Origin of the sequence: Streptomyces sp. NPDC056734, from assembly GCF_042790455.1 — a bacterium.
In the GTDB taxonomy this organism is placed as follows: domain Bacteria; phylum Actinomycetota; class Actinomycetes; order Streptomycetales; family Streptomycetaceae; genus Streptomyces.
Genome location: NZ_JBHTZD010000005.1, coordinates 425,260 through 436,639, shown reverse-complemented (window position 1 = coordinate 436,639; position 11,380 = coordinate 425,260). Strand labels below are relative to the sequence as shown.

The window sequence follows — 11,380 nt, the reverse complement described above, 5'->3', positions numbered from 1 at the left end:
GTGGCGCTCATGCCGGCCCGCATCCCGGACACCGCCGACCCCCGCCTCTGGATACACACCCTGCTGCGCTGCCTGCGGGAGGAACACCCGACCGGCCCCCACCGTGACGTGGGCGCTGGACAACCCGACCAGAGGCGAGGTGTGGGCGGAATGGGCGGACGGATGCCCCGCTGAACGGGTACTCGTCCTGCCGGACTGCGACACCAGCACCGGCGCGTCGCAATCCGAGCACTCCTAGACTGGCGCGGCCCGCCCCGAAACGACAACGAGCGGGGGATTGGACATAGTTGTGCATACTCGCCATCCATTGACGCATCCCGACCGGGGCCTCAGCCCGATCCCACTGAATGAAAACGGGGCTCCTCCCGAATAGAAACGCAGGTCAGAAAGTGTCGGCCCCGCACACGCGGGGGTGGTCCTCGCGAGGAGATGGATGAGTGCCTTGCGGATCCGTCGGCCCCGCACACGCGGGGGTGGTCCCCAGCGGAAGGCAGCGAAGCAGGCCGCCGACCTGTCGGCCCCGCACACGCGGGGGTGGTCCGCCGCAGAGACCACGGTCAAGACCGAGGCCACCGTCGGCCCCGCACACGCGGGGGTGGTCCGCGGTGGGACCTGTGGCAGGGCGGGGTCCCGCTGTCGGCCCCGCACACGCGGGGGTGGTCCGCGCCGCCGAGGGGTCCGCCGAGCTTGTAGAACGTCGGCCCCGCACACGCGGGGGTGGTCCGAGCATTACGTCGAGTGGACCCCCAAACCCAAGGTCGGCCCCGCACACGCGGGGGTGGTCCCCGTACGTACGGCGCTCCCTACCGTCGCGTCCTGTCGGCCCCGCACACGCGGGGGTGGTCCCGCGACCGCTTCGGCCGGCACCGGCCGCCCGGCGTCGGCCCCGCGCACGCGGGGGTGTTCCGGTGGGGACCTCCCGCTTCACCGGCATCTCCACGTCGGCCCCGCGCAGGGGCAGATGGGATGGGATCGGGCGGGGTCCGGTCACGGTTCCTGATCCGTCCGGGGGCCGGTCACGGTTCCAGTACGACCTTTCCGATCGTCCCCCGCGTCTCCAGCGCGCGGTGGGCGGCGCCGGCCTCGGCGAGGGGGAAGCGCTGGACGGCGGGGACGAGACGGCCGGCGGCGGCCTCGGCGAGGGCGCGCAGTTCGAGGGTGCGGATGGGGTTGGCGCCGCCCGCCTTCCGCATCATCGCCGGGCCGAGGACCTCCTCCGAGACGCCCTCGACGAGATACGGCTCGCCCTGATCCGGCCCGTCCGAGGACCAGCCGAAGACGATGTGCTGTCCGCCGGGGGCCAGCAGCGCGATCGACTCGCGGGCCGCGTCGCCGCCGACGCCGTCGAAGACGTGGGTGACCTGCCGGCCGCCGAGGTGGGCGCGGACCTTGGCCGGCCAGCCGGGGTCCTTGTAGTCGACGGCGAGATCGGCGCCGTTCGCCGCGACCCGGGCGACCTTCTCCGGGCCGCCTGCCAGGCCGATCACGGTGGCGCCCGCGTTCTTGCCGTACTGCACCAGCAGCGTGCCGATGCCTCCGGCGGCGGCCGGGACGACGATCACCGAGTCGGGGCCCAGTTCGGCGAACCCCAGGATCCCCATCGCCGTACGCCCGGTCCCGATCATGGCGACGGCCTCGGCCGCGTCGAGGTTCGCGGGGATCTCGTGGACCCGGTCGACATCGGCGACGGCCAGTTCGGCGTACCCGCCGGGGGCGAAGCCGAGGTGCACCACGACCCGCTTGCCGAGCCACCGGTCGGCGACCCCGTCGCCGAGTGATTCGACGGTCCCGGCGACCTCCCGGCCGGGGATGGTGGGCAGCGCGGTCGGCTGGGGCAGCGGCCCCTGCATGCCCTCGCGCAGGGCGGTGTCCAGCAGGTGCACCCCGGCCGCCGCCACGGCGATACGGACCTGGCCGGGGCCGGGGACCGGGTCGGCGACCTGCTCGTAGGTGAGGTTCTCGGCCGGGCCGAAGGTGTGCAGACGGATGGCGTGCATGGGGGCTCCCCGTGGGATGAGTGGGCGGGCCGACTGGGTTGAGCCGGGCTGGGTTGAGCTGCGCTGAGCAGGGCTGAGCCGGGCTGGTTGAGCAGGGCTGAGCCTGGCTGAGCCGGGCTGATCTGAGCCGGGCTGGGCTGAGCTTGGCTGGGTTGAGCCGGGTTGAGCCGGGCTGGGCTGAGCAGGGCTGAGCTTGGCTGGGATGAGCCGGGCCTGGCTGGGCCGGGCCGGGCCACGGCGTGTGTGCCGCGGACTCCCTCCCGACACCCCCACTCTTCAACCTCAAGCTTGCTTCAGGTCAAGCGTGGTGCCGGGACCGCCCCGCGCACGGTGGCCCAGCGCCAGCGACACCGCCGTGAGGGCGCTGGTGAAGGACACCTCCGACAGCACGCCCGGCGCGGCCACCTCGTCGCCCACCAGATAGACCCCGGCGCCCCGGTCGACGGCGGGCCGGTCCCGCCAGCTGGTGCCGGGCAGGTCCACGGCCCCCGTACGGCCGTTGGCCAGGGCCTCGCGCCGCCAGGTCACGCGCTCGCGCCAGCCCTCGAAGGCCAGGTCGAGCAGTTGTTCGGCACGGGCGATGCCGTCGGCGCGGGACTCCTCGGGGCCGATCGGGATGTGACCCTGGATCAGCTGCTCACCGGCCGGGGCGAGGGTGCGGTCCTGCGCGGTGAACCGTTCCAGCCAGCCCGGCGCGTCCAGGTCGGACACGATGAACGGGTCCCCGCGCCGGGTCCGTACCGCCAGATCGATCAGGGCGGTGCGACCGCCGGTCCAGGTCAGCGAGGGGTCCTGGACTAGGCGGCGGGCGGCGGCGAGGGAGGTCGCGACGATGACGGGGGTGCCGGTGGGCAGGGTGTCGACGCGGGAGAGGGTCTCCACCCGGACGCCCAGGTTCCAGGCGCGGGCGGCCATCCGGTCGATCATCGTGGCCCAGCCGCCGCACGGGTAGTGCGCCTCGGGCGGCAGCTTGGTCGCGCGGCGCAGCCGCTCCTGCACGAACGCGGCGGACAACGCGCCGGGGTCGTGGTGGAAGAGGGCCACGGCGGCGTAGTGCGCGGCGGCACGGGCACCCTCCGCACCGACCCGCTCACCGGCCCAGGTCCGGAAATCGACATCGACCGGGGCCTGGTGGGCGCCCAGACGCAGCAGCCTGAGCATCGCGAAGGGCGGGGTGCGGCGTAGCCGTCCGTGGTGCCGCAGCCGGAACCGGGCCCCCTCCAGCGGCGGGATCGCGGCGAGCGGCCCGATCAGATCGCGCTCGCGCAGCCAGGTCCAGTGCGGGCCGCCGTTGTAGAGGGCGTGCGGGCCGTCGTTCGTCCGGTACGCCCCCTCGGCGGTACGGGCCCGTCCGCCGAGGGTGTGGTGGGCCTCGTGCAGGGTGACGTCGGCGCCCGCCTCGGCGGCGGTGATCGCGGCGGTCAGTCCGGCGAAGCCGCCGCCGATGACGGTGATGCGGTCCATGGGCGTGCTCTCCCTCGGGTCGGGGGTGTTGTGTGTACGACCGTCGGGTGGCCCGGAATGTGACATCGGGTGGGGAACGGGTCTCAGGATCGGCCGTTTCCGCAGGTCAGGGGGATTGTCAGTGGTGGGGTGCAGGATGGGGGGATGGTGAGGCGAGCGGCGGCGGGTGGAGTGCGTGGGGCGGGTCCGGGTCCAGGTCCAGGTCCTGGTGTGGGCGCGGGTGCTGATGCCGGTGCGTCCGGGGGCGGTCGTGGGGCGCGGGAGGCACCGGGGGCGAGGGAGACGCGGGTGAAGCCCGCCCGGCGCCCGGAGGTGCGGCTCCCTCCGCTGGAGCCGTACGAGGGCCAGGGGCTGGAGCCGGACGGGGACTACGACGGGGTGGAGTTCCAGGACGGCGACTTCGCGGGGGAGGACGGCGGCGGGGCCCGGTTCATGGACTGCGCGCTGACGGGGTGCGCGCTGGACGAGACCCGGTTGCACCGCGCCCGGTTCCTGGACTCGGTGCTGTCCGGGCCGCGCGGGGTCGGCACGAATCTCGCGGAGTCGACGCTCCGGGACGTGGAGGTGCGGGACGCGCGGCTGGGCGGGGTGCAGTTGCACGGGTCCGTGCTGGAGCGGGTGCTGATCCGGGGCGGGAAGATCGACTACGCCAATTTCCGCACGGCCCGGCTGAAGGACGTGGTGTTCGAGGGGTGTGTGCTGGTCGAGCCGGACTTCGGCGGGGCGCGGCTGGAGCGGGTGGAGTTCGTCGACTGCACGCTGAAGGGGGCGGACTTCAGCGCGGCGACGCTCACGGACGTGGATCTGCGGGGCGTGGTCTCGCTGGACATCGCGAGAGGCGTGGACCGGCTGGCCGGGGCGGTGATCTCGCCGAGCCAGCTGCTGGACCTGGCCCCGGTGCTGGCGGCGGAGCTGGGAATCCGGGTGCTGTGAGGGGCGGCGGCGGTTTGAGGCTGCGGCGCTGCGGTGACGTACGGCGACGGCTGCTCCCCCGTAGGGCACCCGCTCCACGCACCGCACCCGCTCGACCTACAGCACCCGCGCCCACGCACGGCACCCGCGCCCACGCACGGCACCCGCGCCCACGCACGGCACCCGCGCCCACGCACGGCATCCGCTGGACCTAGGACGGCATCCGCTGGACGTAGGACGGCATCCACTCCACGCAGGAGGCATCCGCTGGACGCAGGACAACCCGGCTCAGGAGACGCGGGGAAAGCGGGCCTGGAGCGTCCAGACGGCCGGGTTCTCGCCGAGGTCGTCGTGCAGGTCGATCAGGTCGGCGAGGAGGTCGTGCAGAAAGTCCCGGGCCTCGCGGCGTAGCTCGGTGTGGGAGAAGCTCAGCGGGTGCTCGTCGGCCGCCATCCAGTCGGCGTCGATGTCCACCCAGCCGAAGCGGCGCTCGAAGAACAGCCGGTCGGTGGACTCGGTGAAGTCCAGCTCGGCGTGCTGGGGGCGGGCGGCGCGGGAGCCGGCGGGGTCGCGGTCGATCCGTTCCACGATGTCGCACAGCGCCCAGGCGAAGTCGAGCACCGGCACCCATCCCCAGGCGGTGGACATCTCCCGGTCCGTCTCCGTGTCGGCGAGATAGACGTCACCGCAGAACAGATCGTGCCGCAGCGCGTGCACATCGGCGCGCCGGTAGTCGGTCTGCGGGGGGTCGGGAAACCGATTGGAGAGGGCGTAGCCGATGTCGAGCACGGAGGTGATGGTGTCACGGCCGCCATAGGATCGCGGACGTGCCCCGATTCGCGCTGGTTGTCCCTCACCTGGCCCTGGCCCTCACCCTGACGGCGTGTGTCACGACGGACGGCGAACCGGGCGCCCGGGGCGGCTCGGGCGCGGGCGACCCGTACTTCCCGAAGGCGGGAAACGGCGGCTACGACGTCACGCACTACGCGCTGGACCTCGCCTACACCCCCGACGACCGCCACCTCACCGGCCGGGCCCTGCTGACGGCGAGGGCGGTGGAGGACCTCTCCGCGTTCAATCTGGACCTGAAGGGCATGACGGTGGAGGCGGTGGAGGTGGACGGGAAGCGGGCCGGCTTCGAGCGCTCGGGCCAGGAACTGACGGTCGTCGCGCCCGGCGGCCTCACCAAGGGCGCCGACTTCCGGGTGGCGGTCAGCTACGCGGGCGAGCCGCAGACGATCACCGACCCGGACGGTTCGAAGGAGGGCTGGCTGCCGACCGAGGACGGGGCGCTGGCGCTGGGCCAGCCGGTGGGCTCGATGGCGTGGTACCCGGGCAACCACCACCCCTCCGACAAGGCGACGTACGACATCACGGTGACGGTCCCGCAGGGCCTGACGGCGGTCTCCAACGGCGAGCTGGCGGCGGAGCGCACGGCAGCGGGACGCACCACCTTCACCTGGCGCACCGCGGAGCCCATGGCCTCGTACCTCTCGACGGTCGCGATCGGCCGCTACGAGGTGAGCCGGACGTCGACGCGGGACGGCCTCCCGGTGTACACGGCCGTCGACCCGGCGGAGACGAGAGCGAGCCGTGCGGTGCTGGCCCGTGTCCCGGAGGTGCTGGAGTGGTCGCAGAACCGTTTCGGGCCGTACCCCTTCTCCTCCACCGGGGCTGTGGTCGACCGCGCGGGAGCGCTCGGCTACGCCCTGGAGACCCAGAACCGCCCGGTCTTCCCCGGCGCTCCCACCACCCGCCTGCTGGTGCATGAGCTGGCCCACCAGTGGTACGGGAACTCGGTCTCGCCGAAGACCTGGCGGGACATGTGGCTCAACGAGGGGTTCGCGACGTACGCGGAGTGGCTGTGGGAGGAGGACCAGGGCGGTCTGACCGCCCAGCAGACCTTCGACGCCCTGTACGCCGACACGTACTACCCCGACCCGGCCGACAACAAGGCCGTCTGGTCCTTCCCACCCGGAAATCCGCCGGGCGCGGCGGACATCTCCGGCCGCCCGGTGTACGACCGCGCGGCGATGGTCCTGCACAAACTCCGCGGGGCGCTGGGCGACAAGGTCTTCGACACCCTCCTGCGGGACTGGCCGGGCACCCACCGCCACGCGACGGCGGACACGGAGGACTTCATGCGCTACGCGCAAAGCCTGGCAGCCCCGGACCAAGATCTGGCCCCCATCTGGAAGGACTGGCTGTACGGGGAGGGGAAACCCGGCCGGCCGTGACCGACGAGGGAGGCGGCCCGGCATGACGAAGGCGGCCTAGGCGCCACCGCCGCCCTCCCACTCGTCCAGCAACCGAGCCAGATCCGGCGGCCACACCGGCTCGGCAGCGGCGGCGAGTTCTTCGCGGCTCCACCACCGCCAGGTGAGGATGCCGTCGGCGGCGTGGGCGGCGGCGAGGTACGGCCCGGTGGGTTCGCGGTGCGGGCCGGGGGTGACGTAGACCTGCTCGTGCTGCTGGACGGGGATGCCGTTGTGGGTGAAGTCGTGCTCCCAGGTGCACAGCAGCGGCCCCGGCAGGAGGTCGGTCCAGCCGGTCTCCTCGCGCAGTTCACGGAGGGCTCCCTCGCGGGGCCCTTCCCACGCCTCCAGCCCGCCGCCGGGCAGCGCCCAGTGGACGCCGACCTCGACGTTGTCGTACCGGAAGAGCAGGACCGCGCCCTCGGGGTCGACGACGGCGACCCGGGCGGCGCGGCGGGGAAGCCGCAGGGTGCGCCGCAGCACGGCACAGGGCCTGCCGAACTGCCGGTCGGGCCGCCGGTCGATGACCTGGTACCCGAGGGCGATCCAGAAGGCGAGCCCTTTGGTGTTGCCGTCGAGCACGGCAAGCCGCACCCCCGTACGCCCCTCGGCACGGAACCGCTCCTCGACGGCCCGCGCGATCCGCCGCCCGAACCCCTGCCGCCACACCCCGGCGTCCACCATCAGCAGCCCGATCCAGGGATCGGGGTCGGCCGGATCCGGATGCCGGGCCAAGGTGATCACCATCCCGACCAGCCGCCCCTCGCTCCGCGCCAGCAACACCTCCGCCCCCGCCTGCGCCAGCTCATCCGCCAGCACCGCCGCCACCTGCTCGGGCCGGATGTCATCGGGCTCCGGAAAGTCCCCGCTGAGCGCCTGGAACTCCCGGTTCGCGGCGTAGAGCGCGGTGATCTCGGTCAGCACGGCGGCCGGAATGTCCCGGTCGGCACTGACCGGGAGGGATTCGATGATCATGGGTCAAACGTAATGCCACGGCGGCCCGGGCGGCATGACCCGGCAGCCGCCGTCCGGTCCTCCGTCACCTGGCCACCGCCTCCGAAGCCGCCGTCCCGCGACCCCGGCCCTCATGAGGGGACGGCTGGTCGAACGTGCCTGTGCGGCGCGGGCCGAGGTGGCCCGCCCGGCCGCCGGTCGTTCAACTCCCTCAAGCCCTGGACCCCTGACACCTCCGTCACCGCCAAGGGGGCTTCCGTGCCGGCACGCTGAGTCGCGGGCAGGCCCTCGCGACCGTACGACCGGTCCGGGGGCGTGGCCGCCGACTGCGAAGAAACCGACAGCAGCGCGCAAGCCCCCTCCGCCCGGACGTGAACCCCGCGACGTTGCCGGGATCCCGGCAACGGAAAGAGGCCCCCATCACCTCACCGGGGGCCTCTTTGACCGCGTAGGTCAGATCCTTGGCGTCAGCCTCAGATGTTCACGCCGAAGTCCTGGGCGATGCCCGCCAGGCCCGACGCGTAGCCCTGGCCCACCGCGCGGAACTTCCACTCGGCGCCGTTGCGGTACAGCTCGCCGAAGACCATCGCCGTCTCCGTGGCCGCGTCCTCCGACAGGTCGTAGCGGGCGATCTCGGTGCCGCCGGCCTGGTTGAGGATGCGGATGTAGGCGTTGCGGACCTGGCCGAAGTTCTGCGAGCGGTTCTCGGCGTCGTAGATCGAGACCGGGAAGACGATCTTGTCGATATCGGCCGGCAGGCCGGCGAGGTTGACGTTGATCTGCTCGTCGTCGCCCTCACCCTCACCCGTGCGGTTGTCGCCCGTGTGGACGATCGTGTTGTCCGGGGTCTGCTTGTTGTTGAAGAAGACGAAGTGGCCGTCCGAGTAGACCTTGCCCTGCGGGTTGACCGCGATCGCGGACGCGTCCAGGTCGAATTCGGTGCCGGTGGTGGTACGGACGTCCCAGCCGAGGCCCACGGTGACGGCCGTCAGGCCCGGAGCCTCCTTGCTCAGCGAGACGTTGCCACCCTTGGACAGGCTTACAGCCATGGTCGGGAGTTCCTTCCCTCGATACGTGCGCTATGCCTCTGAGGCTTCGTACGGCACGAAGCTACAGCTACCCCTATGAACGCGGAGAGGGGTCCCACAGGTTCCCGCGCCACGCGGGTCGCTTTACTTTCTTTACCTTTTGGCCGGACGCGAGTCCACCTCCCGGGCGACGGCGGTCCGGAAAATCATGGAAATCACGGCCCGGAGCCGATGCCCGGAGCCGATGCCCGAGCCGATACCAGAGCCGATGCCCGAGTTGATACCCGAGCCGATATTCGCGTGACTCCCACCGGTCCACCCCCGACCATAGATGTCATGTCCGGTCCCTACATCGTCCGCGGCTCCGTCTCGCTCCCCGAGGCCGAGCTGATGTGGCGTTTCTCGAAGTCCTCCGGGCCGGGCGGCCAGCACGTCAACACCACCGACTCCCAGGTCGAGCTGCGTTTCGACCTCGCCACCACCGAGGCGCTCCCCGAGGTCTGGAAGGCCCGCGCGCTGGAGCGGCTCGCCGGCCGGCTGGTCGACGGGGTGATCTCCGTACGGTCCTCCGAGCACCGCTCCCAGTGGCGCAACCGCGAGACCGCCGCCGTACGCCTCACGGCGCTCCTCGCCGAGGCCACCGCGCCCCCGCCCAAGCCCCGCCGCCCCACCCGCATCCCGCGCGGCATCAACGAGCGCCGGCTGAGGGAGAAGAAGCAGCGGTCCCAGACCAAGCGGGGGAGGGACGGGCGGGACTGGACGTAGCCCCCCGTGAGCCCGTCCGCGACCGCACCCGTGTCACATATTCCGGCCCCCACCCGTCAACGCTGCGAAAGTCCCGACCGACCTGAGGACGGTGGCAGCAGCCCATGGGTGAGAAGGACTCCCACGCGGCCGACCGCGCGGCACGGTTCGAGGCGCACCGCCCGCATCTGCGGGCCGTCGCCCGCCGCATGCTCGGCTCGCCCGCCGAGGCCGATGACGCGGTGCAGGAGGCGTGGATCCGCTACAGCCGCAGCGACACCACCGCCGTCGGCAATCTCGGCGGCTGGCTGACCACCGTCGTCGGGCGGGTCTGCCTCGACATGCTGCGCTCGCACCGCCACCGCGCCGAGCACTCGCTGGACGCCGCCCTCGACGCCGGAATGCCCGCGCCCGCCGCGCCCGCCGCCGGCCCCGAGCAGGACGCGCTGCTCGCCGACTCGGTGGGCGCCGCCCTGCTCGTCGTCCTTCAGACCCTGACCCCCGCCGAACGGCTCGCCTTCGTCCTGCACGACATGTTCGCCGTCCCCTACGACGAGGTCGCCACGATCGTGGACCGTACGCCGACGGCGGTACGCCAGCTCGCCAGCCGGGCCCGGCGCCGGGTCCGGGGGGCGCCCGAACCGGACGCCGATCTGGCGCGGCAGCGGCGCATCGTGTCGGCGTTCCTGGCCGCCGCCCGCGAGGGCGACTTCGAGGGACTGCTCGCCGTCCTCGACCCGGATGTCGTCTCCCGCGGCGAGAACAGCGTGACCGCCGGTGCCCACGCGGTCGCCCGGGGCGCGTCGAGCGTGGCGCCCCACGTCGGGACCGTGCGGCCCGCCCTCGTCGACGGGGCCGTGGGTGCCGTGGTGCTCTCCGGCACCGGCCAGGTGCGACGCGCGCTGTCCTTCACCTTCGTACGGGACCGGATCGCCGTCATCGAGATCGTCACCACCCGCGAGCGGCTGGACCGGCTGGAGGTGGAGCTGGACATCGCCCCCTGACGCCGGCCCACCCCCGCTCACCCCAACTGCCGGTACCGCCCCCGGAAATACGCCAGCGGGCGCCCCTGCGCGCTCGGCACCTCCGCCGTCAGGACGCGGCCGATGACCAGGGTGTGGTCCCCGGCCGTCACCCGCTGCTCGGTCCGGCATTCCAGGGTCGCCAGGGCGCCGCCCACCAGGGGGGCGCCGGTGACCGTGCCCCGGGCGTACGGGATGTCCTCGAAGAGCAGCCGGTCGCTGATGCGGCCCTTCATGGCGAAGCGGCCGGCGATGTGGCGCTGGCTCTCGGTGAGGACGGAGACCGCCCACAGGGGCTGCTCGGCGAGCAGGTCGTCCATGCGGGAGCCCTCGCGCAGGCTCACCAGGACCAGCGGCGGGTCCAGGGAGACGGACATGAAGGCCGTCGCGGTCATGCCCACGTCCTCGCCCACCGGCGCCCGCGGGTCGTCCGGGTCGAGCGACGCCTCCCGCGCGGTCACCAGGACCACACCGGCCGCGAGGCGGGACAGGGCGGCGCGGAACTCGTCGTTGCTCACCCCCTCAGCATGCCCGGCGCCGCCCGCCGTGACGGGTGGGAACGGGGAGGTCCGGCTGGCGGGGACCGGGACGGAAGCGGAGGGGACGGAGTTCTGCACGCCCCGCACGCTAGTCTCCGGCGTACGGCCCCCGCATCGGACCTCCGCCCGAGACGGGACCGGGTGCGAGGTCCTAGGACCGGCCGACGGCGTCCGGGCTCTGCCCCCTCGGCCCTGCCAACCCCTCAACCGGGGAGCAGACAACGGCGCACATAGATACAAAGTTTGCGTTCAGGAAAAGCATAGGGAAATGAGCGAAACCTGACGCAATTGTTCAGGTTTCGCTGTGACTTGAGTCACAAGACCGACTAATTGTTGACCCTGTGTACCGAGTGGGCAGCGCGCTGTGATTCAGTGGCGGGGAGGCTGAAGGAGTACGCCGGAGGCTCCGGAAGTATCCGGAACCATCCAGAAACATTCAGAAGCGCTCAGCAGTACCAGAAGCAC

10 protein-coding genes and 1 CRISPR repeat array are annotated in these 11,380 nt (G+C 72.5%); of the genes, 4 read left to right on the top strand and 6 right to left on the bottom strand.

Going from position 1 to position 11,380, the window contains the following annotated elements:
• Positions 1 to 391: 391 nt before the first annotated feature.
• Positions 392 to 968: direct repeats of the CRISPR family, unit length 28 nt; unit sequence GTCGGCCCCGCACACGCGGGGGTGGTCC.
• A 48-nt stretch (positions 969 to 1,016) separates the two neighbouring features.
• Together ACFRFC_RS10335 and ACFRFC_RS10330 are read right to left on the bottom strand one after the other, a co-directional pair.
• Positions 1,017 to 1,997, bottom strand: coding sequence for a zinc-binding dehydrogenase (locus tag ACFRFC_RS10335; RefSeq protein ID WP_382684020.1), 981 nt, complete (start codon positions 1,995 to 1,997; stop codon positions 1,017 to 1,019).
• 282 nt (positions 1,998 to 2,279) lie between these two features.
• The gene (locus ACFRFC_RS10330) at positions 2,280 to 3,461 is read right to left on the bottom strand and encodes an NAD(P)-binding protein (protein ID WP_382684022.1); all 1,182 of its coding nucleotides are present in this window, start codon (positions 3,459 to 3,461) and stop codon (positions 2,280 to 2,282) included.
• Between the two features lie 144 nt (positions 3,462 to 3,605).
• Here ACFRFC_RS10330 and ACFRFC_RS10325 point away from each other — a divergent pair, with 144 nt between their 5' ends.
• A complete protein-coding gene (locus ACFRFC_RS10325; RefSeq protein ID WP_382684025.1) occupies positions 3,606 to 4,394 on the top strand; it encodes a pentapeptide repeat-containing protein in 789 nt (262 codons plus the stop codon).
• Positions 4,395 to 4,661: 267 nt separating this feature from the next.
• Here the strand turns inward: ACFRFC_RS10325 and ACFRFC_RS10320 are convergent, their stop codons facing one another.
• Positions 4,662 to 5,162: a hypothetical protein gene (locus ACFRFC_RS10320; RefSeq protein ID WP_382684028.1), complete on the bottom strand. Its 501-nt coding sequence runs from the start codon at positions 5,160 to 5,162 to the stop codon at positions 4,662 to 4,664.
• A gap of 38 nt (positions 5,163 to 5,200) precedes the next feature.
• Between ACFRFC_RS10320 and ACFRFC_RS10315 the strand changes: the two genes are divergently transcribed.
• A complete protein-coding gene (locus ACFRFC_RS10315; protein WP_382684031.1) occupies positions 5,201 to 6,610 on the top strand; it encodes a M1 family metallopeptidase in 1,410 nt (469 codons plus the stop codon).
• A gap of 36 nt (positions 6,611 to 6,646) precedes the next feature.
• Here the strand turns inward: ACFRFC_RS10315 and ACFRFC_RS10310 are convergent, their stop codons facing one another.
• Both ACFRFC_RS10310 and ACFRFC_RS10305 read right to left on the bottom strand, forming a co-directional pair.
• Complete coding sequence (locus tag ACFRFC_RS10310) at positions 6,647 to 7,603, bottom strand: GNAT family N-acetyltransferase (protein WP_382684034.1); 957 nt, start codon at positions 7,601 to 7,603, stop codon at positions 6,647 to 6,649.
• A 452-nt stretch (positions 7,604 to 8,055) separates the two neighbouring features.
• A complete protein-coding gene (locus ACFRFC_RS10305; RefSeq protein WP_382684037.1) occupies positions 8,056 to 8,631 on the bottom strand; it encodes a TerD family protein in 576 nt (191 codons plus the stop codon).
• Positions 8,632 to 8,937: 306 nt separating this feature from the next.
• Here ACFRFC_RS10305 and arfB point away from each other — a divergent pair, with 306 nt between their 5' ends.
• Both arfB and ACFRFC_RS10295 read left to right on the top strand, forming a co-directional pair.
• Complete coding sequence (arfB, locus tag ACFRFC_RS10300; RefSeq protein ID WP_382684487.1) at positions 8,938 to 9,375, top strand: alternative ribosome rescue aminoacyl-tRNA hydrolase ArfB; 438 nt, start codon at positions 8,938 to 8,940, stop codon at positions 9,373 to 9,375.
• Positions 9,376 to 9,479: 104 nt separating this feature from the next.
• On the top strand, positions 9,480 to 10,358 hold the full coding sequence (locus ACFRFC_RS10295; RefSeq protein ID WP_382684040.1) for a sigma-70 family RNA polymerase sigma factor: 879 nt from the start codon (positions 9,480 to 9,482) through the stop codon (positions 10,356 to 10,358).
• Positions 10,359 to 10,375: 17 nt separating this feature from the next.
• Here the strand turns inward: ACFRFC_RS10295 and ACFRFC_RS10290 are convergent, their stop codons facing one another.
• Complete coding sequence (locus ACFRFC_RS10290) at positions 10,376 to 10,894, bottom strand: flavin reductase family protein (protein ID WP_382684043.1); 519 nt, start codon at positions 10,892 to 10,894, stop codon at positions 10,376 to 10,378.
• Positions 10,895 to 11,380 lie beyond the last annotated feature (486 nt).

Excerpts from the sequence above, each read along its gene's own strand:
- ACFRFC_RS10335 (WP_382684020.1), bottom strand. The coding sequence starts at position 1,997 with ATGCACGCCATCCGTCTGCACACCTTCGGCCCGGCCGAGAACCTCACC.
- ACFRFC_RS10330 (WP_382684022.1), bottom strand. The coding sequence starts at position 3,461 with ATGGACCGCATCACCGTCATCGGCGGCGGCTTCGCCGGACTGACCGCC.
- ACFRFC_RS10325 (WP_382684025.1), top strand. The coding sequence starts at position 3,606 with ATGGTGAGGCGAGCGGCGGCGGGTGGAGTGCGTGGGGCGGGTCCGGGT.
- ACFRFC_RS10310 (WP_382684034.1), bottom strand. The coding sequence starts at position 7,603 with ATGATCATCGAATCCCTCCCGGTCAGTGCCGACCGGGACATTCCGGCC.
- ACFRFC_RS10305 (WP_382684037.1), bottom strand. The coding sequence starts at position 8,631 with ATGGCTGTAAGCCTGTCCAAGGGTGGCAACGTCTCGCTGAGCAAGGAG.
- ACFRFC_RS10295 (WP_382684040.1), top strand. The coding sequence starts at position 9,480 with ATGGGTGAGAAGGACTCCCACGCGGCCGACCGCGCGGCACGGTTCGAG.